At 39.1% G+C, this 25,902-nt stretch carries 27 protein-coding genes; 15 read left to right on the top strand and 12 right to left on the bottom strand.

All coding sequences use genetic code 11. From position 1 onward, the window contains the following. Window positions 1-17: 17 nt before the first annotated feature. The 10 genes from AM608_RS04350 to AM608_RS04310 all read right to left on the bottom strand — a co-directional run bounded on the left by AM608_RS04350 (window position 18) and on the right by AM608_RS04310 (window position 8,675). Complete coding sequence (locus AM608_RS04350) at window positions 18-1,637, bottom strand: CTP synthase (RefSeq protein WP_053580883.1); 1,620 nt, start codon at window positions 1,635-1,637, stop codon at window positions 18-20. Window positions 1,638-1,694: 57 nt separating this feature from the next. Further along, the gene (locus tag AM608_RS12060) at window positions 1,695-1,904 is read right to left on the bottom strand and encodes a dihydrolipoyllysine-residue succinyltransferase (protein ID WP_157466251.1); all 210 of its coding nucleotides are present in this window, start codon (window positions 1,902-1,904) and stop codon (window positions 1,695-1,697) included. 158 nt (window positions 1,905-2,062) lie between these two features. Next, entirely contained in the window at window positions 2,063-3,823 is a 1,761-nt protein-coding gene (locus AM608_RS04345) for a DNA mismatch repair protein (RefSeq protein ID WP_053580882.1), read from the bottom strand. A 2-nt stretch (window positions 3,824-3,825) separates the two neighbouring features. After that, complete coding sequence (rodA, locus tag AM608_RS04340; protein ID WP_053580881.1) at window positions 3,826-5,115, bottom strand: rod shape-determining protein RodA; 1,290 nt, start codon at window positions 5,113-5,115, stop codon at window positions 3,826-3,828. Between the two features lie 17 nt (window positions 5,116-5,132). Beyond that, window positions 5,133-5,375, bottom strand: coding sequence for a DUF6327 family protein (locus tag AM608_RS04335; protein ID WP_002672980.1), 243 nt, complete (start codon window positions 5,373-5,375; stop codon window positions 5,133-5,135). Then, on the bottom strand, window positions 5,362-5,730 hold the full coding sequence (locus tag AM608_RS04330) for a phage holin family protein (RefSeq protein ID WP_009418021.1): 369 nt from the start codon (window positions 5,728-5,730) through the stop codon (window positions 5,362-5,364). Before AM608_RS04330 ends, AM608_RS04335 begins: the two co-directional genes overlap by 14 nt. A 6-nt stretch (window positions 5,731-5,736) precedes the next feature. Beyond that, complete coding sequence (locus tag AM608_RS04325) at window positions 5,737-6,063, bottom strand: YtxH domain-containing protein (RefSeq protein WP_009418037.1); 327 nt, start codon at window positions 6,061-6,063, stop codon at window positions 5,737-5,739. A 113-nt stretch (window positions 6,064-6,176) separates the two neighbouring features. Further along, a complete protein-coding gene (locus AM608_RS04320) occupies window positions 6,177-6,404 on the bottom strand; it encodes a hypothetical protein (RefSeq protein WP_002672970.1) in 228 nt (75 codons plus the stop codon). A gap of 2 nt (window positions 6,405-6,406) precedes the next feature. Further along, complete coding sequence (locus tag AM608_RS04315) at window positions 6,407-7,738, bottom strand: MFS transporter (RefSeq protein WP_012796931.1); 1,332 nt, start codon at window positions 7,736-7,738, stop codon at window positions 6,407-6,409. Between the two features lies 1 nt (window position 7,739). Next, window positions 7,740-8,675 (bottom strand): DUF368 domain-containing protein, encoded by a 936-nt coding sequence (locus AM608_RS04310; protein ID WP_034567963.1) that lies wholly within the window; start codon window positions 8,673-8,675, stop codon window positions 7,740-7,742. A 728-nt stretch (window positions 8,676-9,403) separates the two neighbouring features. Here AM608_RS04310 and AM608_RS04305 point away from each other — a divergent pair. The 15 genes from AM608_RS04305 to AM608_RS04235 all read left to right on the top strand — a co-directional run bounded on the left by AM608_RS04305 (window position 9,404) and on the right by AM608_RS04235 (window position 24,567). Beyond that, entirely contained in the window at window positions 9,404-10,462 is a 1,059-nt protein-coding gene (locus tag AM608_RS04305; protein ID WP_009418138.1) for an NAD(P)/FAD-dependent oxidoreductase, read from the top strand. A gap of 66 nt (window positions 10,463-10,528) precedes the next feature. After that, entirely contained in the window at window positions 10,529-10,780 is a 252-nt protein-coding gene (locus tag AM608_RS04300) for a hypothetical protein (protein WP_002672963.1), read from the top strand. Continuing rightward, window positions 10,770-11,123, top strand: a complete 354-nt coding sequence (locus AM608_RS04295) for a hypothetical protein (protein ID WP_002672961.1) — start codon at window positions 10,770-10,772, stop codon at window positions 11,121-11,123. The genes AM608_RS04300 and AM608_RS04295 overlap by 11 nt, the downstream gene beginning before the upstream one ends. A gap of 32 nt (window positions 11,124-11,155) precedes the next feature. Beyond that, the gene (locus tag AM608_RS04290; RefSeq protein ID WP_053580880.1) at window positions 11,156-12,268 is read left to right on the top strand and encodes an RHS repeat protein; all 1,113 of its coding nucleotides are present in this window, start codon (window positions 11,156-11,158) and stop codon (window positions 12,266-12,268) included. Next, window positions 12,269-12,604 carry a 2Fe-2S iron-sulfur cluster-binding protein gene (locus AM608_RS04285; RefSeq protein WP_002672959.1) on the top strand — a complete coding sequence of 112 codons (336 nt, stop codon included), beginning with the start codon at window positions 12,269-12,271 and terminating at the stop codon, window positions 12,602-12,604. Between the two features lie 84 nt (window positions 12,605-12,688). After that, window positions 12,689-15,616 carry a pitrilysin family protein gene (locus tag AM608_RS04280; protein WP_053580879.1) on the top strand — a complete coding sequence of 976 codons (2,928 nt, stop codon included), beginning with the start codon at window positions 12,689-12,691 and terminating at the stop codon, window positions 15,614-15,616. 180 nt (window positions 15,617-15,796) lie between these two features. Then, window positions 15,797-16,429 carry a DUF308 domain-containing protein gene (locus tag AM608_RS04275; RefSeq protein ID WP_053580878.1) on the top strand — a complete coding sequence of 211 codons (633 nt, stop codon included), beginning with the start codon at window positions 15,797-15,799 and terminating at the stop codon, window positions 16,427-16,429. A 25-nt stretch (window positions 16,430-16,454) separates the two neighbouring features. Beyond that, window positions 16,455-16,757 carry a transcriptional regulator gene (locus AM608_RS04270; protein ID WP_009420465.1) on the top strand — a complete coding sequence of 101 codons (303 nt, stop codon included), beginning with the start codon at window positions 16,455-16,457 and terminating at the stop codon, window positions 16,755-16,757. A 177-nt stretch (window positions 16,758-16,934) separates the two neighbouring features. Next, on the top strand, window positions 16,935-18,284 hold the full coding sequence (gene creD / locus AM608_RS04265; RefSeq protein ID WP_053580877.1) for a cell envelope integrity protein CreD: 1,350 nt from the start codon (window positions 16,935-16,937) through the stop codon (window positions 18,282-18,284). A 91-nt stretch (window positions 18,285-18,375) separates the two neighbouring features. Further along, window positions 18,376-18,720, top strand: a complete 345-nt coding sequence (locus AM608_RS12055) for a hypothetical protein (RefSeq protein WP_053580876.1) — start codon at window positions 18,376-18,378, stop codon at window positions 18,718-18,720. 79 nt (window positions 18,721-18,799) lie between these two features. Further along, window positions 18,800-19,156, top strand: a complete 357-nt coding sequence (locus AM608_RS04255; protein WP_002672952.1) for a 4Fe-4S binding protein — start codon at window positions 18,800-18,802, stop codon at window positions 19,154-19,156. A gap of 52 nt (window positions 19,157-19,208) precedes the next feature. Further along, window positions 19,209-20,462 carry an NAD(P)/FAD-dependent oxidoreductase gene (locus tag AM608_RS04250; RefSeq protein ID WP_048746160.1) on the top strand — a complete coding sequence of 418 codons (1,254 nt, stop codon included), beginning with the start codon at window positions 19,209-19,211 and terminating at the stop codon, window positions 20,460-20,462. An 89-nt stretch (window positions 20,463-20,551) separates the two neighbouring features. Beyond that, entirely contained in the window at window positions 20,552-22,555 is a 2,004-nt protein-coding gene (locus AM608_RS04245; protein WP_053580875.1) for a hypothetical protein, read from the top strand. An 80-nt stretch (window positions 22,556-22,635) separates the two neighbouring features. Next, window positions 22,636-23,946 (top strand): phenylacetate--CoA ligase family protein, encoded by a 1,311-nt coding sequence (locus AM608_RS04240; protein ID WP_053580874.1) that lies wholly within the window; start codon window positions 22,636-22,638, stop codon window positions 23,944-23,946. Window positions 23,947-23,952: 6 nt separating this feature from the next. Then, a complete protein-coding gene (locus tag AM608_RS04235; protein ID WP_053580873.1) occupies window positions 23,953-24,567 on the top strand; it encodes a hypothetical protein in 615 nt (204 codons plus the stop codon). 42 nt (window positions 24,568-24,609) lie between these two features. Here AM608_RS04235 and AM608_RS04230 read toward each other — a convergent pair whose 3' ends face one another. Further along, window positions 24,610-25,203: a hypothetical protein gene (locus AM608_RS04230; protein ID WP_253273515.1), complete on the bottom strand. Its 594-nt coding sequence runs from the start codon at window positions 25,201-25,203 to the stop codon at window positions 24,610-24,612. Further along, window positions 25,200-25,853: a hypothetical protein gene (locus tag AM608_RS12445; protein ID WP_253273514.1), complete on the bottom strand. Its 654-nt coding sequence runs from the start codon at window positions 25,851-25,853 to the stop codon at window positions 25,200-25,202. The genes AM608_RS04230 and AM608_RS12445 overlap by 4 nt, the downstream gene beginning before the upstream one ends. Window positions 25,854-25,902: the final 49 nt, after the last annotated feature.

Genomic DNA, 25,902 nt, shown 5'->3' with positions numbered 1-25,902 from the left:
GTGTTTTTATCCGTGTTTTAGTTCTTTTTTAGTTTATTGTTTAAGGCTGCCCTCACAAAAGCTACAAATAGCGGATGCGGATTGGCAACGGTGCTCTTGTATTCGGGGTGATACTGTACGCCCACAAACCAAGGGTGATTTGGCAATTCTATCACTTCCACCAAACCCGTATCGGGGTTGATACCAGTGCACTGCAAGCCTGCCTTTTCGAGCTGTTCTTTGTAGTCGTTGTTAAACTCATAGCGGTGGCGATGTCGTTCCGAAATCTCTTTCTTGCCATAGGCTTCGTATATCTTACTGCCTTTGCTAAGCTCACAAGCCCAAGCCCCCAGGCGCATAGTGCCTCCTTTGTGAGTAATTTCCTTCTGACTCTCCATCAAGCTGATTACCGGATAAGGCGTTTGCTCGTTCATCTCGGTAGAATTAGCCCCTTTAAGTCCAGCTATGTGTCGCGCAAATTCAATGACTGCCATTTGCATTCCAAGACAAATTCCCAAAAACGGAATGCGGTGTTCACGCACGTATTCAATAGCTTTTATCTTGCCTTCAATACCGCGACCGCCAAAACCTGGGGCTACGAGCACAGCGTCCAGATGACCTAATTTGGCTTCTATATTTTCTTCATTGAGGTGTTCTGAGTGAATACTCTCCACATCCACGCGCACTTCGTTCGCCGCTCCGGCGTGTATAAAGGCTTCTAAAATCGACTTATACGCATCTTGTAACTCTACGTATTTGCCTACTAACCCTACTTTTATGCGGTGTTTGGGGTTCTTGTAGCGTTGCAAAAAAGTGTTCCATTGGGTGAGGTCGGGTTCGTTTTTACAAGGGAGGTCTAACTTCTTGAGTGTCACTTTGTCTAACCCCTCTAAAAGCATCATATTAGGTACATCGTAAATAGTAGGCACATCAATAGACTGGATTACTGCCTCTCGCTTCACATTGCAGAAAAGCGCCAGCTTGTATCGAAGCTCGTCCGAAAGTTCGTGTTCGGTACGGCAAACCAGTATATCGGCTTGAATACCGCTTTCCATCAGGGTTTTTACGCTGTGTTGCGTAGGTTTGGTTTTCAGTTCACCCGCCGCAGCAAGGTAAGGTACTAAGGTAAGATGTATCACGATGCCATTGTGCTCTCCTAAGTCCCACAAAAGCTGTCTTACTGATTCTATATAAGGCAACGATTCGATGTCGCCCACCGTACCACCTATTTCGGTAATCACAATGTCGTATTCGCCTGTTTTGCCAAGTATCTGAATGCGTTCCTTAATTTCATTGGTAATGTGTGGTATTACTTGCACCGTTTTGCCCAAGAACTCACCACGGCGTTCTTTCTCGATAACGCTTTGGTAAACGCGTCCTGTGGTTACATTATTAGCTTGCGAAGTGTGTACGTTTAGGAAACGTTCATAATGTCCCAAGTCGAGGTCAGTCTCAGCACCGTCTTCGGTCACGAAACATTCGCCGTGTTCATAAGGGTTGAGCGTACCAGGGTCTACATTGATGTAAGGGTCAAATTTTTGTATCGTCACCCTATAGCCACGAGCCTGCAAGAGCTTGGCAAGCGAAGCCGCAATGATGCCCTTCCCCAAAGAAGAAGTTACGCCCCCAGTTACAAATATATATTTGGTATTTGCCATTTCTATTTAATTTGGTGCAAAGGTAGTGAATAATTACCAACTAACAATATTTAAAGCCTAAAATGTTAGTTTAAAGGCATAAAAAATAGAAGAAACTTGCCTTACACGTTCAAGTATTCTTCTACTTAGTACTAACTTACCTACACTCTTCCTTCGTTCATTGTTCGTTCTTCCTTCGTCTTTTGTTCGTCTTTTGTTCGTCTTTTGTTCGTCTTTTGTTCGTTGTAGACCCACTGTAGACCCACTGTAGAGCCACTGTAGACCCACTCTTTGTTCGTTTATCCTATAAGCTTCCTATAATCCTCTCCCAATTTCACCATTCACCATTAACAACACTTCCTATTTGCTAATTCTCAAATCTGCTAATTTGCTAATCTTTATTTGGTATTTCTGGCATTTTTGGTATTATTGGCATTAATTCGGTATTACCTAATGATTCCCAATTTCTTCATCAAGAAAGTAGCATTTTTGTTTTGGCAAACACCCTCTCTTAACTTATAGTCGAAAGTGAGTTCTCCATTGGTGATGTCAGACTCAAAGCATTTATTTTGAAGTTGATGAGGATATTGTTCAGTAAGTTTACACACTTCTATATCGTGAGTAGCCAGCACGCCCAAAGCTTGTAAGGAAAGCAATCGTTCGATAATCTTGATAGTGCCGTACTGTTTGTCTTCTGAATTAGTACCCCGTAGTACTTCGTCCAAGAGCACAAAGCAACGTTCGTCCTCTAAGGTCTCCATTATCTGCTGTATACGATTGATTTCAGCAAAGAAATACGATTTGCCGTCGTTAAGCGAATCAGCAAGACGCATAGAGACAAGCAAACGCAAAGGGTGTATATTGGCTTTGCGGGCACAAACAGGTAACCCAACAAGGGTAAGCAACATATTAACTCCCAAAGTGCGCAAGAAAGTACTCTTACCCGACATATTAGAGCCTGTAAGCAATACAAAAGCGTGCTTGTCCAACGTAATATCATTGGTAATCCGATGTTCAGAAGGGATAAGCGGGTGTCCTACGGCTTCAAAAGCTATTTCATAATCATTATTGAGGGTAGGATAAACAAATTCAGGGTTGTTATAACTAAAATTAGCAAAACTGCACAACACTTCCGTTTCCCCCACCGACTCTAACCATTCTTCAATACAGCTTGCATATTGCGCCTTCCATTGCAAAAGTTGCTGATAACGATGTACGTGATAAAAAGAGAAAAGGTTTAGGGGTATAGAGACTAATATATTACTCACGTTGTCCAAATCGTCTAACAATCGGGAAAGTTGAGCTATTTTAGCGCTTGCTTGTTTGTTTTTCTCAGGGAAACGCGCTTCTACTTGCGCAATACACTCCTTAAAAGCATATAACATCGTATAAGTACGCTCAAAACCGAGTTTTTCTTTCGTCATTTTACCAATAAAAGAGAAAAACAGTAGCAAGTTTACAGTGATTAAGAGCTTTCCGACGCTTTTTAGTAGTTCGTTGTCGTTTCCATATCCTATCAAAAGACTTATGATGAGGAATATAGGTAGAACAATGAGAGTATATTGCATTGTTTTGCTCAATAGTTTCGCAGTACTGCTTGCCCAAGTGCGTAGTTTAGTGTAAAAATCTTTGCTGTCATCTATTTGTTGAGCATAAGCAGTAAAGGTTTGTCGCCAGCTTAGGTCGGGAGTAAGTGCTTTTATCTGTTCTTGTGTGTTGATAATGTCCTCAGAAGAAGGAGAGAGAAGTCGCTTGGCTAAAAGTTTTTTGCCTAAGAAAGTATGCGTACGGTTAAGATAATGATAGAGTGAATGTTCACCTAAAATATCCAAATCGTAAGCATAAGGGTGGTTTTCTTCTTGAAAATCTTTGCCGTTATCGGTGAAGAAAGTATGCTGTTCTAAAAATGCAATTTCCTGCTCATTGAGGCGTATTTTAGTTTGAGCGATACTGCGCAACGCACTTATTTTCTTGTGTTTTACTATCAAAAGAAGGAAAACCACAATAGTAAGCATACAAAATAGCCCCATTACTACTGATGGAGCTTTTATAAGTTTGTATACTGACCAAATGATAAGTAGCATTTCAGCTAATCGGAGGAAGCTAATTTGGTTGTATTGTTTAGTAAGTTTTAGGTATTGCTGTGTTGCCTCTGAGAGTTTTTCTTTATATGAATTTGTTGTCATTCGTAATTTGTCATTCGTCATTATTATCGAATCCAATCGTTCAGTCTGTTAGCATCTAATCGTAAAAAGATAAAAAGCAGAATAGTAAACGCCCAAAGCCCAGAACCTCCGTAGCTGAAGAAAGGCAACGGAATCCCAATGGTAGGAATTAAACTAATCACCATACCGATATTGATACAGAAATGCACAAACAGTATTGATACCACACAATACCCATACACCCTGTTAAACTTAGATTTCTGTCGCTCGGCAAGTACTATAAGTCGCAATAGTAAAAAAGAGAAGAGTATGACCACTAAGGCAGTACCCATAAAGCCCCATTCTTCACCTACGGTTGTGAAGATATAGTCGGTATGTTGTTCAGGGATAAAGCTACCTTTGGTACGAGTACCTTCCAAGAAACCTTTCCCAAAAGTACCTCCTGAGGTTATCGCCGATTCAGCCATATTAGTATTATAGGCAAAATCGCGTTTCATTGCAGCTATCTTCTGAGGGTCAGTTTCAAGACGTAGCCATAAGTTCAAACGATTGCGGTGGTGTTGTTTGAGTACGTTATCGTATACTGGGTGCGTAACAAACGCCGTAAGCAAGCATATAACCGATAAAATAAATATATTTTTAAACGGAATGCGTTTTGTTTTTCTCTTATGCCAAAAGCCGTAAAATCCAATACAAGCTGCACAAGCAAACAGAGTGAAAGTCGTTCCAAACTTTAGTGAGGAAACAAATACTACTCCTGAAAGAAATAGATAGAAGAGTAGGGCAGAGGGCATACCTTCGCGGAAAAGTACAAAAGCTAATGAAAAGAACACTAATAAGCTCCCTACGTCGGGTTGTAATAAGATGAGTACGGCAGGAATACAAATAATTGCAATAGCCCGTAAGAGGTCAGGAGTACGGCGAATATCGGTGTGGATATCGCTCACATAACGCGAAAAGGCAAGAGCCGTAGCTACTTTAGCAAACTCACTGGGTTGTACCGTAACTGAGCCAAAGGCATACCAAGCTTTAGCTCCATTTGTCTCTTTACCAAAAATAAACAGTCCGGCTAATAGTATAATCGAAATGATGTAGAATATTACTGAAAAGTTGATATAAAACCTGCTATCTATGGCTAAGATAAAGATAATAAGTAAGAAACTAAGCCCAATAAAAAGCAACTGCTTTCCGTAAAACTGATTGAGGTCGAAGATAGAAGTAACGTTTAAATCGCTGTAAGTAGTGGAAAAGATAGCTATCCAACCACACATTACCAATAGTAAGTATAGTATTACTGAAGTCCAATCGAGGTTCTTTACAAGGCTATGTCTCATTGTAAGTTATAAGTGGGTTATTTGCGTTTTCTTCTGAAAAGGAAAAACATAGCGTATTCAATAGCTAAGTTTAGCCATCTTCTTTCGTTAAACAAAAAAGAAAGCCACGTATGAGCAAGTAAATTTTTAGGAGTTAAACTCTCTGCCACTGCCGATACTTGATTGGTAAGAGATAGTCGGTCTATTTCCTTTTCTAAGCGCAGTATTTTAAGGTCGTTATCAATTTCTTCGAAAGAGCTATAGATTTTATTCTTCGTCATCGGGTTCAGCTTTAAAATAGATTTCAGAGAGTTTTTCTAATAGAGGCTTCTCAATAAGTTTTTTGCGGAAAGCCAATATTATTACCGCAATCAACACATAGAAAGCTCCTACAATAACAAAACCTAAGGCATTGCTACCAAGTGCTTCACCAATAGCATACGCTCCGGCGAAAGACAAAAAGAACAATACCAACAAACTCGTAAAGGCTACTATAAAAAAGGTTATAAGTCCGTAAGACGATTTACCTATAAACCTAAAAAGGAATAATTTATAGTAAGCTATCTGCGAATTGAGAGCGGTACTTGCTTTTGTAGGAACTTCCTCAAAAGTTTCTTTGATAGAGTGGATAGACATATGTGCTTATTTCTGCAATTTAGCGTTAGCTGCTTTTAAGGCGGCTAATTTCTTTTCTAAGAAAGTAATCACGTCTTCGGCTTTATAGCTTGATTTGGAAAGCAGGGTGTCTACTTTTTCTTCCAAAGAACCTTTTAGTTCCGCTGATTTTTCTTTTACATTCTCAGTTAAACGGTCAAGTTGTTCTTTTAGCTTTTCAGCCTTGTCACTTACGCTATCTTTAATCTTTTCGCGGGTGACTTTACCCTTATCAGGAGCAAAGAGAATACCTAAGCCCACTCCAATAGCAACACCTGTTGCCAATCCTAATAAAATGTTTCCTGTTTTTGCCATAATATAATAAATTTTAGTTTTACTTACGATTAAAGTTATTAGTAGTTACACTCTAATAAACGCACAAATATACGAAGTATTTTTGAAAGGTGCAAATTTAAAGAAAAAAATAATTACAAATCAAATACAGAGGTGCGTTTAGCAAAGAACAAATCTTTAATTTTCAAAAGTGATGCTAAAAGCAAATATACACCAAACCAAGCTCCTAAGGTGGCAAAGGTGCCGTAAATAAAAACAATACGAACGTCTTTGGCACGCATTCCCAACTTCTCGGCTAAACGCGATGATACTGCAAAGCCGTATTTCTCAAGGAAAAACCTAAATTCAGAAAATATCTTCATAATTATTCATTAGCTACACGACTTACTTTTCGCACTTTAAAAAGCAGTAACATTCCTAAAACAAAGAAAACTATTAGTGAAATAGTAGCATTGCGCATATTATTGGTAAATTGGTCTATCATACCATAAACACCCATTCCTATTACAATACCCAATTTCTCAGTTACATCGTAAAAACTGAAAAAGGAAGTAGTATCTTTAGTTTCGGGTAAGTAAGCAGAATAGGTGGAACGTGATAGCGTTTGTATGCCCCCCATTACAAGCCCTACTAAAATAGCTATTGCATAAAACTCAGTAGGTTTATATACGCAATATGAAAGCAAACAGATGCCTACCCATATAACATTAAGCCCAATGAGCACTGCAATATTACCCCATTTGCGCACTGTTAAAACCGTAAGGTGTGCTCCTAAAATAGCTACTAATTGAATAATGAGTACACTTATAATGAGCCCCATAGTGCTTTCTTCGGAGTTTGCCCATTGTATTTCTTGCTCTCCAAAATAAGTGGCTATCAGCATAACGGTTTGTACACCCATACTGTACACAAAGAAAGCAATAAGATACCACTTCAAACGAGGAGAAGCTGAGAGAGATTGCCATACCTTGCGCAGTTCTTTAAAACCGTTGAAAAGAATGCTTTTGCTGAACTCCCCTCTGCCTTTTTTATAAGAGGGAAGATAATAGAAGGGGATACTACTAAACCCTATCCACCATATTCCTACTGTAATAAACGAGATGCGCATAGTGGTGAGAGTAGTTTCAGCATCAGCAGTAGCAAAGCCTACCCATTGTGGTTTCATTACCATTATGAGGTTAAAAATAAGCAGTAATACACTACCTGTATACCCTAAGCTGTAGCCTTTGGCACTTACAGCGTCGTACTGTTCAGGGAGAGCGATATCGGGTAAATAAGAATTATAGAATACGATACTCCCCCAAAAGCCTACTACGCCACAAAAATAGCACAAGAGTCCGAAGTAAATATGTTCTAAGGAAAACCAATATAACCCTACACAAGAGATAGCTCCTAAATAGCAGAAAAAGCGCATAAAGCTCTTTTTATTCCCTAAGTAATCGGCGATACCACTGAGGATAGGGGAGAGTACTACCACTACTGCAAAAGCTAAAGCGGTTACAAAAGCAATCACAGAAGTGCTTTTAATCACCATTCCAAAGAGCTCAATATGGGTGAGCTTTGCAATGCGAAATAACAATCCGTAGAAAATAGGGAAGATAGTAGAGACAATGGTGAGAGAATAGACAGAGTTAGCCCAATCGTAAAAAGCCCACGCATTGAGTAGTTTTTTATGTCCTCGTTCTAATGGTTTCATATTAATTTTGAGTGCGTTTTGCGCCTAACTTTTCAATAGAGTAAATCACACAGAAACCTATAATAGCCAATAAGATAGCGGTTAGGATTTGCGGATTGGTATTGGTGATTGTTTTGAAAGCACAAGGCGATATGCTTTTTTCCCATATCACACTGCCATTAGTAGGGTCTGTTTCGAGAGTTTCTTTCCAAGGCCATACTTTGTTTAGTGACCCAATAATAAAGCCTGTGAGTCCTGCAAAGGTAAGGTTTCGGAATTTAGCAAATAACCATTTTAAGGCTTTTGAAAAGCTAAGAATACCTGTGATAGCCCCAATAGCAAAAACGCCAATCACTTTAAGATTCCAAGAACTAAGCGCATCTAAAACAGTGTGATAAGCCCCCAGAAGCACCAATACAAAAGCTCCTGATATACCTGGGAGTATCATAGCGCAAATGGCTAAGGCACCACAGAAAAAGATAAAGATAATACTTTGGTTACTGCCATTTACCAAAGGAGGAACGACGGTGATAATATAAGCAACAATCCCTCCAACTATCATAGTTAAGACAGCGGCGAGATTCCAACGTTTTATTTCTTTTGTTAGGAAAAAGACACTTGCAATCATTAGTCCGAAGAAGAAAGACCATACCATTATGGGGTGATTTTCTAACAGCCATTTCATACCTTTGGCAAGCGAAAGGATACTGATACCTATCCCTGCAAAGAGAGCTACAAAAAAGTTCCCATTGATGTGTTTCCAGAAAGCAACTATACCTTTTGTAAAAAGGAGTTTGAAGGCTTGTAAGTTTACTTTGCTGATAGAATCGACTAACTCCTCATAAATACCCGAAATGAAGGCAATAGTTCCCCCTGAAACTCCTGGTACTACATCGGCAGCACCCATAGCGAGCCCTTTGAGGGTGATAAAAAAGTAATCTAAAAATGTACGTTTCATAAAGAACGGTTTCTGTTTCAATATTGAACTTAACGGGTGCAAAAGTAATAAAATAATATTCATTGACCAAAAAGATAGAAGTTTAAAAATCTTTGTTATTCACTTTGGAAGCAAGGTTAATGGTTAATGATTAATGGTTAGTGGTTAATGATTAATGGAGAAATTGGCAGAGGATTATATAAAGCTTATAAGAAGCTTATAGGATAAACGAACGATGAGTGGGTCTACAGTGGGTCTACAGTGGGTCTACAACGAAGAAAAGACGAACAAAAGACGAACAATGAACGAACAAAAGACGAACAATGAACGAATAAAAGACGAACAATGAACGAACAAATAACAAATTTAAATTAAGGATATAATGGAGGTAAGAAAGAGACTATTGGGAGTTTTCAGCTTTGGGAAAGTCTGAAATTTTGGCAAAGTCCATACTGAGAAAAGGGAGTGTGGCGATGCAAAAACAAAGGTAAGACAGTGTGAGCACACAGGTAGGTGCGAGCCACACGGGCAGTCGTAGCACGACAGGCATATAATGAAAAGACAAACAATATACGGACAGAGAGACAAAAGATGAACCTTATGGGATAGTATGCAAAACGTGTATTAAGAAGATGCTGGTAATCAATAGGTATTTGGGTGAATAGAAATACGGGAAATATACTTATTTTGCTGTTTTGCTTTTTGCTTTTCAGTTTTTTTTAGTAATTTTGCACCCAAAATAACAATGAATGAAAGAAACGGATATCATTATTATAGGGGCGGGACCTACGGGATTGTTTGCTGTGTTTGAGGCAGGATTGCTTAGGTTAAAATGTCATTTGATAGACACGTTGCCTCAGGTGGGCGGTCAGCTTACTGAGTTGTACCCCAAGAAGCCTATTTTTGATATACCAGGATACCCGAGTGTAGGGGCTTCGGAATTAGTAGATAATTTAATGGAGCAAATCAAGCAGTTTCAGCCTGAATTTACGCTTGGTGAAACAGCGATGACTCTTACTAAAAATGATGATGATACTTTTGTGGTTACTACTGATAAAGGCACCCAAATAAAAGGGAAAGCTGTAGCTATTGCAGGAGGATTAGGAACTTTTGAACCTCGCAAACCTGAACTGCCGAACCTTGAACAATACGAAGATAGGGGAGTGGCTTACTTTGTGAAACACCCCGAGAGTTACGCAGGCAAACACGTGGTGATAGCCGGAGGAGGCGACTCTGCACTCGATTGGAGTATTTACTTAGCCGAGAAAGTAGCAACGGCTTCGGTTACCTTAGTGCACCGACGTAATGAATTTCGCGGGGCATTGGATTCGGTTGAGAAAGTGAGAGCCCTCAAAGAGGCGGGGAAAATCAACTTAAAAACGCCTTATGAGGTAGTGGGACTAGGTGGAGAAAAGCATTTGGAGTCGGTAGTATTGGAGCAGGAAGGGGGCGAAAGAGAAACTCTTGTAGCTGATGCTTTTATACCTTTGTTTGGACTTACTCCTAAATTAGGACCTATTGCTACGTGGGGCGTGGAGATTGAAAGAAATGCTGTGAAGGTGAACAATGCCTTAGACTATCAAACTTGTATAGAGGGAGTATACGCCATAGGCGACGTAAATACTTACCCAGGGAAACTGAAACTAATACTTTGTGGCTTTCACGAAGCGACCTTAATGTGCCAAAGTGTGTACAACCGCATTTACCCTAATAAAAAATACGTGTTAAAATACACTACGGTAGTGGGTATAGACGGTTTTGATGGGTCTCGCAAAGAGGCTGAAAAGGCAGTGGTGAAAGCGATTTAGATTGAGGTAAGAGATAAGAGGTAAAAGGTAAAAGAAATAAAAAAACTAATGATTAAATAAAAGGATATGCCCATAACACTAACTATTAATGAGACGAGTGCTTCAGCATTGGCTTTTGTGGAATATGCTAAAAAACTTAGTTTTGTACAGTATACAGAAACAAATGATGATGATGCGTTGCCTAAAACTAAACGTTCGCTCACACCTAAAGAACAAAAATTCAAGAAGATGCTTTTGCAAGGAATGAAAGAAGTGAAAGCGGTAAGAGAGGGAAAAATGAAAGCGCGTGATTTAGATGAAGTCCTCAATGAATTGTAAATTTTTATCAGTTGCTACTTTTGATAGAGAACTTAAAAGGTTGAGCAAAAAGTATAAGAGTCTGAAGAAAGATATAGAAAATCTTAAAGCAGAGATAGAGATAAATCCTTTTTTAGGAACAGATTTAGGAGAAGGATATAAGAAGATACGTCTTGAAATAGCTTCTAAAAATAAGGGGAAAAGAGGAGGAGGGCGTGTTATCACCCACGAAGTTCTCGTGAATGTAAATGAGGAAGATGAAACAAGAAATATTCTTTTTGCTGTTATTTATGACAAAAGTGAATATGATACAGTGGATATGGATATCGTAAAGGAAATCGTTCAAGAATACTATTCGGAATAATTGCTTCTAAAATACTAATAACTAAATATAAAATGAAGAACATAAACGTACTATTAGCAAGTGTCTTATTGGCAGGTAGTGTTTCGCTACACGCCCAAATAGATACTTTGGGTAGTAAATCCCTACAACTGAAAGGGAAAGTAAAGAAAGTAGAGGATTATTCATTTCTTCTGGAAGCGAGTCCGAAAGGTACTAAAACCTTTGATGGGAACACTTATAACGTTTTTCCTTATTCCGAAGAATGGAAGGTGGAAAAAGACGAAAAGAAGTATTCTAAAACTAATATATCTTATCTGTTCGACAACGGAGGGCGCAATCTTGAAATTAAAACCTATAATGCTGAAAATCGACCTTTTGGAGGAATGCGCTTCTTTTATGACAAGAAGGGAAAAATCAATAAAAGTCAGTCGGTGTTTACCTTGGGAGACGGAGAACTGACGGTGAACCGACAGTATTTTTACAATGAGAAGAATCAGTTGGTAAAGATTGATGAGAATGATGGGTTGACCAATGAGTGGCTTATCACTATCACGTATAAATACGACGATTTAGGTAACTGCATTGAGAAGAATAAGGTAGCTAGTGTATCGACATTGGAGAAAGATATTCAGCGATATGAGCAGAAGAACCTTGTATTGGAACAGAAAATACGTCCGGAGTACACCAAAGAGAAGTCGTATAAATACAACAATATGAACAAGGTGAGCGAGACAGAGGAAAAAGTGCTCAACAAGAATGTGTTTTTAAAAACAGAGAACCAATACGACAAGGATAAGAATTTAACCAAAGCGACGTATATTAACCAAGCAGGACAAGAGACCGTGTGCCAGCACAAATACAATAAAGCAGGGCAACTCATACAGACCATTTGTACGGCTAATGATGACCCTAACTTTTACGTAGAGACGAATTATATGTTTAACAAATTTGGAGAGACGCAGATTATTAAAACACGGAAAGGGGTAGCCTCGACCAAAGTGTATGATGAGCACAACTTGCTTACTGCTTATACTACTCCTGATTTCAATTATAAATACCGTTATACATTTGATAAAATGGGTAACTGGACACAGATTATAATGTTTGAGAACGACAAGCCCGTTTGTGCTCGCGTTCGTAGAATAGAGTACTTCCCCGCAAAATAAATGAACGAGATACATCTTAAAATAACCGATCGCGAGGGGCTTCTATACGAAATAGAAGCCCCTACTGATATGAATATGAACCTTATGGAGGTAATGCGTGCTTATGAAATTGCCCAAGATGGCGAGATAGGCATCTGTGGAGGTATGGCAATGTGCGCCTCTTGCCAGTGTTATATTCAGAATGCAGAAGAGGTGTTGCTTCCTGAGATGTCAGCAGAAGAAGAAGCAATGCTTTCGGAGGCTTTTTACGTGAAACCTAATAGTAGATTAGGTTGCCAAATTCCGATTACACCTGAAATAGATGGTTTGGAAGTGGTATTAGCACCATTTGCATAAGAAAGATAAAAAATATCGAGAAGTATTTTGGAGTTGAGCATTAAATTACTACTTTTGCACTGTTTAAATATTAATTCGCCAAATATGTTAAAAAGGAATCTATTCTTATGGCTCTTTACAGTAGCTATAACATTCGGTGCTTCCGCTCAAAACTATGAGTGGAAAGAAGCTCAAGGAGGCGGTTACACTTATAAATATGTAACACACGACCCCACCAATGCAAGGTTTTATACCTTGAAAAACGGACTTACAGTTATTTTGAGTCCTACGAATAAAGAACCTCGCATTCAGTGCTATGTAGCTGTGAAAGCAGGTAGTAAAACCGACCCTGCTACTAATACAGGGCTTGCACATTATTTAGAGCATTTGCTTTTTAAGGGAACTGATAAATACGGTTCACTTGATTGGGCTAAGGAAAAAGTAGAACTCGACAAAATCGACGCCCTCTACGAAGAGTACAATCACACCAAAGACCCTGCTAAACGCAAAGCTATCTATAAACTGATAGATTCGGTTTCAGGAGTAGCTAGTAAGTATGCTATCGCCAATGAGTACGATAAGATGATGACTGCTATGGGTGCACAAGGTACCAATGCTTTTACTTCGTTTGAAAAAACAGTGTATACTGACGATGTGCCTGCTAATGCTATCAACAAGTACATTACTGTACAAGCTGAACGCTTCCGCAACCCTGTACTGCGTATCTTCCATACTGAATTGGAAGCTGTATACGAAGAGAAAAACCGCTCTTTGGATAGCGATAATAGCGAGGTGTTTGAAACTCTCTTCTCTCAGCTATTCAAAAAGCACAATTATGGCTTGCAAACTACTATCGGTACAGTAGAGCATTTGAAAAATCCTTCACTGAAAGAAATTCGCAAATACTTCCATACTTATTATGTGCCCAACAATATGGCAGTAATATTGGCAGGAGATTTTAACCCTGATACTGTTATCGCTCAAATTGATAAGGCATTTAGCTATATGCAACCCAAAGCAGTGCCTCAATATACTTTTGAGAAAGAAGCTCCTATTACAGCACCTATCATTAAGAAGGTAGTAGGACCCGATGCCGAAAGCGTTTCGATGGCATTCCGCTTGCCTGGTAACCAAGATAAAGATGCTCTCTTAGCCGATTTAGTAGGGGAAATTCTTACTAATGGTAAAGCAGGTCTTATTGACTTGAACCTTGTAAAAAAACAAAAACTCCTTGGGGCAAGTGCCTTTGCTTATACGCTTATAGACTATGGTGTATTATACCTCTCAGGAAAACCTCTACAAGGGCAGTCGTTAGAACAAGTAAAAGACCTTATGTTGGGGGAAATAGAAAACCTCAAAAAAGGTAACTTTGATGATGACCTTATTCCTTCTATCATCAACAACTTGAAAAAGCAAACCATTCAAGCGACTGAGTCTTATGGCAACCGCGCTAATATGCTAATGTCAGCTTTTACTGATAACTTAGACTGGAAAGACCAAGTAGCGTATGTGAACAACCTTTCTAAACTCACCAAAGCTGATATCGTAGCTTTTGCCAATAAATACCTCGGCAATAACTACGTAGCTGTGTACAAAGAGAAAGGAACTCGCCCTAATGTAGAGAAGATTGAAAAACCGGCTATTACTCCCGTTGAGACTAATGCCGATAAACAATCAGCTTTTGTGAAAATGGTGAACGAGATGCCAAGTACTCCTGTAAAGCCTGTTTTCTTAGATTATAATAAAGACTTGCAGAAAGGAAAATTAGGCAAAGCAGAAATACTTTATGTGCAAAACAAAGACAATGAATTGTATCGTCTTACTTTCCGTTATAAAGTAGGTACTCTTAATGATTTGAAATTAGCAATGGCTGCTAATTATAGTCAGTTTTTGGGTACTGATAAAAAATCAGCTGAACAGCTTACCAAAGAATTCTATAAAATAGCTTCAAGCTTTAGAATTTCAAACAGTGACGAGTACACTACTGTAAATATAGAAGGTTTACAAGAAAACTTTGAAGCAGCTGTGAAACTTTACGAAGACTTTATTGCCAATATTAAAGTAGATGAAGAAGCGCTTAAAGCCTTGAAAGCGCGTGTAGTTAAATCGCGTATAGATGCCAAAGCTAATAGAAATGCTATTATGCAAGCTTTAACAAATTATGCAATGTATGGGGCTAAAAACAAATATAACTACACCTTCTCTGATGCCGAAATTGAGGCTATTACAGGGAAAGAGTTGGTAGATAAACTCAAAAACCTAAACAATGTAGAGCAAACAGTTATTTATTATGGACCTGCTACCCTTTCAGAGCTTACTAATAAACTAAAAACTTTGCATAAAGTCCCTGCTAAGTTTGCTAAGGTAGCTCCTAAAAAAGAGTTTAAACAAGTAGAGCAAACTAAAAACCAAGTACTCTTTGCCGATTATGAAATGGTACAAGCTGAAACCCGTTGGATACGCAATACCGTTCCTTTCAATCCGGCTGAAAGCACTGTAATTAGTACGTTCAATAACTACTTCGGTGGGGGTATGGGCTCTTTGGTATTCCAAACCATTCGCGAAAGTAAAGCTTTGGCATATAGCACTTATGGTTTCTACGCTTCCCCAAGAAAGAAAGCTGATAAATACTATATGCTTGCCTATGTAGGTTCACAAGCTGATAAGTTTAAAGAAGCCGTTGAAGCAATGAATGAACTGCTCAATACAATGCCTGAATTGCCTGCTAATCTCCAATTAGCTAAACTACAAATCAAGCAAGAAATAGAAACCGAGCGCATTACACAAGACGGTATTATTTATAGCTATTTAGCCGCACAAGAATTGGGTCTTAAAGATGATATACGCAAGCAAGTATATCAAAATGTAGATGGTATTACAATGAAAGACATCAAAGCTTTCCACGACAAATACCTCTCTAAAAAACCTTATACTTATGTGATTTTAGCTTCAGAAAAGAAACTCTCAAAAGATGACCTCCAAAAAATAGGAGACTTTAAGAAGCTCTCATTAGAAGAACTCTTCGGATATTAGAATAAGAAATTATTTTTTATTTCTCATAATCAGTGTTAAAGTTGTGCGACTTTAACACTGATTATTTATATATAATACACTCATTTACAATACTCATTTAAAATATTTTAAAGATTTGTGATAAAAATATTTGGTAGTTATTATTATTATTCGTTACTTTGCGCCACAAAGTGCTTCATTATGGAAGAGAATAAATACTTAAACGACCTACACGAGATACGCCAGATGATGCGTAAGTCTACCCTTTTTCTTTCGCTTAGCGGACTTTCGGGGGTATTGGCAGGTGTGTATGCCCTGATAGGTGCAGCATTGGTATATATGTTGTTGGAACATCATTACATCTATTATCCTTATGTGCTTATAGAAAGTCGTACCTTTAAGGCTATTATGGCAATTGCATTAGCGGTGCTTGTAGCCTCATTGGTGACGGCTTACTTGTTTTCGGCGCGTAAGGCGAAACGCAGTGGGGAAAGTCTTGTGAATGCTACCGCCAAAAGGGCTCTTTACAACTTTGCTATTCCACTACTTACGGGTGGGCTACTCAGTGTATTGCTCATTAAAAATGGGTACTACGGACTGCTTGCACCAATGACGCTTATTTTCTACGGTTTGGCGTGTGTGAACGTGAGTAAATACACCTTTGGAGATGTACATTATTTGGGAATTACCGAGATTGTGTTAGGCTTGTTAGCGGTATATTTCCCTGGTTACGGACTTTTGTTCTGGACATTGGGCTTTGGTGTGTGCCATATTCTCTATGGTGGCGTAATGCACTTTAAATATGAACGCAATAAAGGGAAAGACCACCAGTGACATAAGTCGGGACGGATAAAGAAAATTGAAAACTTTTTTAGCACATATCAATAAGGCTTTTGACCACCGCATTCGCTTAGCCATAATGTCGGTGTTGATGGTGAATGACAGTGCCGACTTTAATACCCTGAAAGAACTCTTAGGGGTAACCGACGGCAATCTGGCAAGCCATACCCGTGCCTTGGAAGCTGAAGAGTATATCACTATTGAAAAATCGTTTGTGGGAAGGAAGACGAATACGAGTTATAAGGTAACTAAAAAAGGAAAAGAGGCGTTTCAAGAACATTTGAATGCACTCGAGAAGATTATTGGGAAATTAGGAAATTAGTTGATTAGTCAATGAAGATGTCAAAAGAATGTAATCAACTTTGCCAAAGGAGCGAGCCGCACGGGCAAAAAACTTTGGCAAAGTGTGTGACGCAAAAGCGTCTTCTTTTTTAGTTATATACTTTGAAATACAAAGCACTTTTCTTATTGTTAAATATTAATTGTAAATTCAAATATTATGTATCCAGAAAAACCATCAACAACATCTAATGTATGGCAATCAAACACTTTTCGTTTGGTGCTTATTGGGGCACTTACTTTGGTATTGCTCATTCCGCTCTTATTAGTGCAAAACTTAGTGAGAGAGCGCAAAGAACGTCAGCAGGAGGTTATCAATGAGATTGATAGCAAGTGGGGGCGCGAGGTCTTTTTCTATGGACCTATCCTCAAAATTCCTTACAAAGTGTACAGCGACAAGAACAAAAACGCTTTTGAGACACAGTACGCTTATTTCTTCCCCGAGGAACTGAAAAATATTTCGAATGTAAAGACTGAGGTGAAGAAGCGCAACAACTACGAATCGGTGGTGTTTAATGCGTCTATGGACTTTACAGGTAGTTATGTAGCTCCTAATTTTATAGCCAAAGGAATTCCTAACGAAGATATCAGTTGGGATAAGGCTACGATTCTCATTCGCACTACTAACCTCGCGAGTATTAAGAATGGAGTAAGCATTCAATTAGGTGGCAAGGATTACGCTTTTGAACCTATCTATGAGCAAAAAGACAACGAGGATTATTACTATGAGAATGATAGTAAGGCTAATGAGGTGGCATCGCTCGAAACAGGCTTTATCAACTATCAGGAGTTTTTGGCTAACCCTTCGTTTAGTTTTACGGTGCAGTACGACGGTAGTAAGAAAATAGCTATTGTGCCCATAGGGAAGACTACCGAGAGTACCCTTACCTCTAACTGGGCTAACCCTAGCTTTACAGGTAGCTTTTTGCCTTACACCAAACAGATAAACGGCAATGGGTTTAACGCTTCGTGGAAAGTATTGCACATCAACCGTCCGTTTGCACAACAATCGTTTGGGAGTTTGCCGAACATTTCGCAATACACTTACGATGTAGATTTTATCATTCCCGTAGACCAATATCAGCAGAATGAACGCGCTACTAAATACGGTTATTTGGTGATATTCCTCACTTTCTTGATATTCTTCTTGATACAAAGCATTAGCAAGATAAAGATTCACATCTTCCAATACTCAATGATAGGCTTGGCATTGGTGTTGTTCTATACTTTGCTCATATCGATTACAGAACACAGTAGTTTCTCGTTTGCTTACTTTATATCATCGGTAATGACGGTAGGACTTATCAGTTTGTATTCGGTTTCTATACTGAAAAACAAGAAGTTTCCTACTTTTATAGGACTTTCATTAGCAGCACTCTACGGTTTTATTTACGTGATTATTCAGCTGGAAAGTTATGCTTTATTAGTGGGAAGTATAGGTTTATTTACCATTTTGGCTATTGTGATGTATGTGTCGCGGAAGGTGGAATGGTCGGATTCAGGTAAATAGGTAAAAGGTAAAAAGGACTGTTAGAGAATATCTGGCAGTCTTTTTTATACCATAATGCCAAGAATGCCAATAATACCAAGTTAATGACGGTGTGAGTCACACAAGCAGGTGTGAGCCACACGGACAGGAGCGAGCCGCACAGGCAGTCGTAGCACGACAGGCAGTTAGAGAAAAGACGGTGCGAGCCGCACAGGCAGATAAACAAAAGACGAACAAAAGACGAACAAAAGACGAACAAAAGACGAACAAAAGACGAACAAAAGACGAACAAAAGACGAACAAAAGACGAACAAAAGACGAACAAAAGACGGTGCGAGCCACACGGGCAGATAGAGAAAAGACGAAGGAAAGACAAACAAATGACGAAGAAATGATAAAGGATAAGGCTTGCAAAATAGTAGGAAAAGTGGAGTTTGTAGAAGGTGATTATGGGTAGTTGTTGAATAATAGAAATAAAAGTATTATCTTTGCACCCTTTTTAACTGATAATTCATAACTAAAAACATAAAACTCAAGTGGCTATAATAATAACTGACGATTGTATCAATTGCGGGGCTTGCGAACCCGAATGTCCTAACAATGCTATTTATGAAGGTGCTGACGATTGGCGTTATAGCGATGGTACGACCTTAAAGGGACGTGTGGTATTACCGAGCGGATTGGAAGTAGACGCGGACGAGCCCCAGAAAGCTATCAGTGATGATATTTACTTTATCGTGGCGGACAAGTGTACTGAATGCATTGGTTTTCACGATGAACCCCAATGTGCTGCTGTATGTCCTGTGGATTGCTGTGTGCCCGATGATGCCTACCAAGAAACAGAAGAAGAACTTTTGGCTAAAAAACGCTTTATTCACGACGAAGAAGCGTAGTTTTTCAAAAAAAGTAGTATATTTGTCCCCATACTTTTAAAAAAGAGTATCTATGAAAAAAGAAGTAACAGATGTATTGGTAATTGGCGCAGGTCCTTCGGGTTGTGTATCAGCAGCCTATTTGCATAACAACGGTGTGAAGGTGCGCGTGGTAGAGAAAACTAAATTCCCGCGCTTGGTAGTAGGTGAGAGCCTTATTCCGCGTGTGATGGATCATTTTGAGGAAGCGGGTTTTATGCCAGCCTTGGAAGCCCAAAAGTACGAAGTAAAATGGGGTGCCCGTTTTATTCGTGGGGAACAAGTATGTCAGTTTGATTTTGGCAAGAAGTACGGCAAAGGTTGGGATTGGACGTGGCAAGTGCCTCGTGCCGATTTTGATAATGTTTTGGCACAAGAGGTCATTCGAAAAGGAGTAAATCTCACTTTTGAAACCGAAGTTACCAATGTGCAATTCTTCCCCGACCATCAGGTCACTACGGTGAAAGACGCTAATGGCGAGGTGAGCGAAATTACCTCTAAATTTGTAATTGATGCCAGTGGTTATGGGCGTGTGTTGCCTCGCTTGTTAGACCTCAATTCGCCTTCGAAGTTAGACGACCACTCGTCTATTTTTACTCATATCAAAGAGGATAAGGTACGTCCTGCGGGTGAAGAAGGTACGCTTATTTCATTTGATGTATTGGAGCGTGAAGTATGGCTATGGGTAATTCCGTTCTCTAACGGCAATACCAGCGTGGGCATTGTAGGACCTACGCACTATATCAACGCTTTGTCGGCTTCTGGAGATACCGAAGAAGCACTTCGCAAAGCAATTAAACGTTCTGACTTCTACCGACCACGCTTTGAACATTCGGATTTTCTGTTCAAACCCAATAAGATACAAAGTTATTCCTGCTCGGTGAAAAAACTCTTTGGCGAAGGGTTTGTGCTCACGGGCAACAGTACCGAGTTCTTAGATCCTGTGTTCTCCTCAGGAGTGGCATTTGCTACCGAATCGGGGATGTTGGCGGCTAAATTGGTAAAACGCGAACTTGCGGGTGAAAAAGTAGATTGGCAAAAGGAATACGCCGAGTATATGCAACGCGGTATAGACGTGTTTACTTCTTATGTAAGAGAATGGTATACAGGCAATTTACAAACGCTTTTCTTTCATCAGCCAGGAAATGAAGAGGTGAAGAAGAAGATATGTTCGGTACTCGCAGGTTACGTGTGGGATACTACCAATCCGTTTGTAACCAAACACAAGCATATCATTGAAAATATGGCGTATGCCATTGATAACGGTTTGGGAATGAAGGAGGCATAAACTTTTTTGGCTGAACGGTAAAAAAGTAGTACCTTTGTGCCCACTTAAATACTCTTATAACTCTTAATTTTAAACTTTAAACTAAAAAAGTGCAAACAGAAGAAAAAGAATTGTACCGCTTTGTAGAAGCGGGAGATTGGACAAATTCCCTTTCAGATAGTGAAATGGAAAAACTTTTAGTAGAGACTGATTTCTCTCGAGAGCAAACCGACGAGGGACGTGACTACTGCTATTTCTTACATAAATACAGCAAAATAGACGATAATAGTGCCTCTGACTATACGTTGATGGCTTATACCCTTACCCAACCCGAAAACTTGGAACGCGCTTCGATGTATGATATGATACTCGAAGAAAATGAGTATTTCAGTATACACCGCATTAGTGTGTATCGCAACGGTCAGCTAATTGACAAAACAGCTGATACTACTATAAAAGTATTGGACAACGAAGGGCAAAGCGGTCGTGGTGTTATCAGCAGTTCTAAAAAACTGAACTTCTCCATCAAAGACCTTCACTTAGACGATATCCTCATTTTGGAAGACACCAAAGAAAAGGTATTTACTGAGAAAGAGTTCTTGCGTCGGGACTTTATGAAATACGTATATGTAACCCCCGATACTTACTGGGCGTACGGTAAATACCACTTCAAACTCATCAACAATCGCGACAAACGCGTGGCTTATAAAGATGTGTTCTTCCGCGACGAGCAAGGCAACGTAATCCCAAGTCAGGTGAAATACTTAGCGCAAGGAGAGGCATTTGAGATAGTACAAGAAAACTACATCAACCCAGTAGACCCTAACCGCGAAATCTTCCCTTTTATAGACTTCGCTACTGATAGTACTTGGAAAGAACTTTCTAACTATATCTATCCGCTTTACGAAGAAGTGTTCAAAGCTCAACCCGCTGATTTCGCCCCCGATTTGGTGGAGAAACTCAACAGTATGGCTACCCTCGACGAGAAATTGCAATACGCCATAGAGTTCGTGCAAAACAATATCTACTACGTGTACAACGCCGATGAGATGAATGGACACAAACCACAAGCACCTGCACTTACTTACCAAAATAAGCAAGGTGATTGTAAAGCGAAATGCGTATTGTTGAAATCTATTCTCAACTATCTCGGTGTAGAGGCTTCAGTGATATTGGTGAACTACAATTCTGATTATTACTTGCAATTCTATCTCCCTTCGTTGCTTTCGTTCAATCACGTAGTGGTGAAAATCAATTACAAGGGTAAAGAATACTTTGTAGATGCCACTGCTCGTAATGAGTTTGGTAAATTGGAGAAACGCGCAGTGATTTCTTTTTGTCACTTTATGGAGATATTGCCTGACCAAGAGTTACAAGTGCGCAAACCTACCTATTTCGACAATTTTTGTATAGATGAACGCATTACCTTAGAAGCCAAAGGCAATACGGGCAAAATACAACTGCTTACTACTTATCGTTACAATCGTGCAAACTCTATGCGAGCTTACTTCAAGTCGAGCAACAAAAACGAACGTTTGGACAGCTGGAACAACTCCTTGTTCTATGCGCTCAACTATGTGAACGACCGCAAAGGCAAAGATTTCCGCGAGATTTTCAAAGATGCTACTTTGCAAATAGTGAAGGACGATAAGGTGGAAAATGAATTTGTAGTGAAGTACGAAGCAACTATTGAACAGCCTTATTTTATAGACAATGAAGGTCGTCGTTTCTTGATGTACTACGATGGTAGTGTGTTGAAAAATAGCATTCGTGAACACCAGCACAGCGATGCAAGCTTTTGGCATAACTTCGATAGCGAGCGTTACGAAATAGAGCTCAAAACTGATGAAAATATCGATACTAAGGAAAAATACACCGTACAAGAGTGTGATATCAAAAACGAGTATTTCACTCATAAAACCCAAAAGTTTATCACTAAAAACTCTGGTAAGGTGATTGTGGAGTACAATCCGCTCACGAATATTGAGTTGCCATTAGATAAATTGGAGCCTATTCGAGAAGATTATCACACTATGGCTGATAGTAACTTCGGTATCGGTATCGATGTGGTAGAAAAAGGATTCTTAAATTCCTTAAAACGACTTTTTAAATAAGGAAATTTACATACAACTTTGCCAAAGGTGTGAGCCACACGGACATTAGAACCTTTGGTAAAGTTTTATTAACAAAAATAATGAGTGCACTTATTCCAACCATAGAAACCCAATCGGAAGCCGAGATTATCGCTTTTCAAGAAGAAAAACTGCGAGAGCTATTGCAATATCTCAATGAAAAATCGGTTTTTTATCAAAATCTCTTCCGCAAGCACCATATCCGTATAGAGGATATCCGCACCCTTGCCGATTTACAAAAGATACCTACAACCCATAAAGACGATTTGCAACGCGAGAACGACGCTTTCCTCTGCGTACCTAAAACTGCTATTGTGGATTATGCTTCAACCTCAGGCACTATGGGAACGCCCGTTACTTTTGGTCTCACCGATAAGGATTTAGACCGTTTGGCGTACAACGAAGCTATCTCATTGGCCTGTGCAGGCATTCAAAAAGGCGATGTAGTCCAACTGATGACTACTATCGACCGCCGTTTTATGGCAGGCTTGGCTTATTTCTTAGGCATACGCAAAATGGGGGCAAGCATCATTAGGGTAGGGGCAGGAATACCCGAATTGCAATGGGATTCTATCCGATTGTACGAACCTAAATACCTTATTGCAGTGCCTTCTTTTGTGCTGAAAATGATAGAATATGCCGAAAAGAATGGTATCGACTATCGCGCCTCTTCCGTAAAGGGAGTAGTGTGTATAGGAGAGGCGTTGCGCAATCAGGATTTTAGCCCTACACTCTTAGCGAAAAAGATTACCGAAGAATGGCAGGGATTGCAACTCTACTCCACTTATGCTTCTACCGAGATGAGCACTACTTTCACCGAGTGTGAATACCAGCACGGAGGGCATCACCACCCAGAGCTCATCATCACCGAGGTGTTAGACGACGAAGGATACCCCGTACCCGATGGTGAGAGTGGAGAGCTCACGATTACCACTTTAGGAGTGGAAGGTATGCCATTGTTGCGTTTTCGAACAGGCGATATAGTAGCGATGCACAGTACCCCTTGTAAATGTGGGCGACATACGGCACGTGTGAGTCCTGTACTGGGTCGCAAACAGCAGATGATTAAATACAAAGGAACTACTCTTTACCCGCCAGCCCTAATGGATTTGCTTACGGGGTTTGAAGCCATAGAGAATTACATTATAGAAATCAATACCAATGATATCCTCACCGATGAAATTCTCATCAAAATAGGGACAAAAAACCCTACCGAAGCCCTTCGCGAGCAAATAAGTCATCATTTTCGCGCTAAACTCAGGGTAGTTCCTAAGATTGAGTTCTGCGATATAGCCCTCATTGAGCAGCAGCTCTACCCGTTGGGCAGTCGCAAACCGATGAAATTTGTAGACAAACGCAAACCGTTAAATTAATTGTATATGAAGACAAAAAATTTATTAGCAATCTTATTTTTGTGTGTTACTTTAGCTGTAACCGCACAAGATTTTCAAGAAGAAAGAGGTAGTTTATCTTTTCTAAAAGATCAAAAAGTCGTGAATGTAGAGTTCAAATACGATAATTTGCGACTAATGAAAGACAATGTTACCGAAAAAGAATATGTAGATGAACGCCGCGAGTTTCTTAACAACAGGAATAAAGGTGAGGGAGATAATTGGCTGAAGAAATGGGAAGGAGCGAGAGAAACTTTCTGGGAGCCTAAGTTCTTAGACTTGATGAGACGTACAGTTACTGAATCTAAAGGAATTGCATTTCAAAAAGATACTCCTCAAGCTGCCTATACCCTTATTGTAGATGCCCAATGGATATATCCAGGCTGGGATGCTTGGGTAATGAAACAAAAAGCCAAAGTAACTACTGTACTCAGTTTTGTAGAAACAAATAATAGAGAAAATGTACTATACCAAATACGCTCTATCGAAGCCCCAGGCGACCAAATAGGACATAATTATAGTAATGAGTTGCGTATAGGAGAAGGCTTTGAGAAAACCGCTAAATCCTTTGGAAAGCTCATCATCAAACGCCTTAAAAAATAATAATTACAACACTTTTAACTTCAATACACTTTGTCAAAGTCTCTAAGACTTTGACAAAGTTTTTTTTGTTTTAGCTTTTATTTTTCGATACTTCTCTCTCTTTTCAGCTATAGCATCTTCTAAACTTATCATTTTTGAATCTAAATAGATTCGGTTGAAAGCGAAAAGTCCTTTTTCTATTTCTCGAGCTGTTTTGCCATATTGCTTAGCAAGGTTTCTAATTTTAGTTAAATATCTTTCCCAATTTTCAACGGTAATGTCTACCCAATCGATTTCACCAAGGTCTTCTAAAGCACATACACAACGAACATCAATAATGGGATAGTTATCACTATCTGTTACGCTTAAAATTGCAGAAGCGACTGGAATTCTCACACCTTTGAGTTCCATAAGTTTCTTTATTTTATCTGTGTCATCATTCATTTTAAAGGCTTCTCGGGTGATTTTTTCTACAAGGGCTACATCGTTGGAATCATATCTTTTTTTAGCACGACGAGATTTCCACAAGCAAATTCGCATAAATTGTTCTTTTTCGAGATAGCCATTTTCATGCCATTCTTTTCCCTCTTCATAAAGCCTTTTTTCTACATCGTAAGACTCTATGTAGAGGTCTAATTTTTTAATAAATTCTTTCATTTTAATTCTTTTAGGACTTTATTTTTTAAAAGTAAAAATTTCTCATAAGAGTTGTAAGGAGCTCCTTCTTTAACTCTTTCACTATATGTATCGAATAATTTTTTTAGTTCTTCATTAGATATGTTTGCCATTTTGCCTACAAAGTAGAAAAAAAGACATTGGTCATAAAGGTAAGGTTTAGTCTCTATATTTTCTTGAACTACCCAATTGTATACTTTTTTGATGTCATAACATTCATTGAGAAAAGGTATCATAATAGTTTTATAATATTCTTCCCATTCTTCAAAAAGTTCCTCAGGCTCTTTATAGCGTATCATAGTGTGTTTTCTAAGTTCCTCAGGTGTCAAACGTCTACCAAAAGAATATTTGTCTGGGATCTCAGAAAAAGTACACCCTATTAATTCACTGTGAAAAGGGGTAATACCTAATGCTTTCAACTGCTCTAAAACTAAGAGATTCCGATAGTTTACGTAGGTTGTGAACCTATTTCTCATAAAGCGGAGTGCAATTTCAAACTGATGCTCTCCCTCTGTTTTGGTGAAAAACATAAAATTTATACAACTTCTTTTTGTGTCTGTATCAAACCCTTTATTGGTTAATTTTTCATAGACCTTTTTTACAAATACTTCTGTATATATAACTCCTCTCATTGTGATTAGAAATTTTTACAAAAGTAAGAAAAATAACCTTCAAAAACAA

Origin of the sequence: Capnocytophaga sp. oral taxon 323 (assembly GCF_001278825.1) — a bacterium.
Classification (GTDB): domain Bacteria; phylum Bacteroidota; class Bacteroidia; order Flavobacteriales; family Flavobacteriaceae; genus Capnocytophaga; species Capnocytophaga ochracea.
Note: the sequence above shows the minus strand (reverse complement) of the source record. Positions and strands in the feature narration are given on the sequence as shown.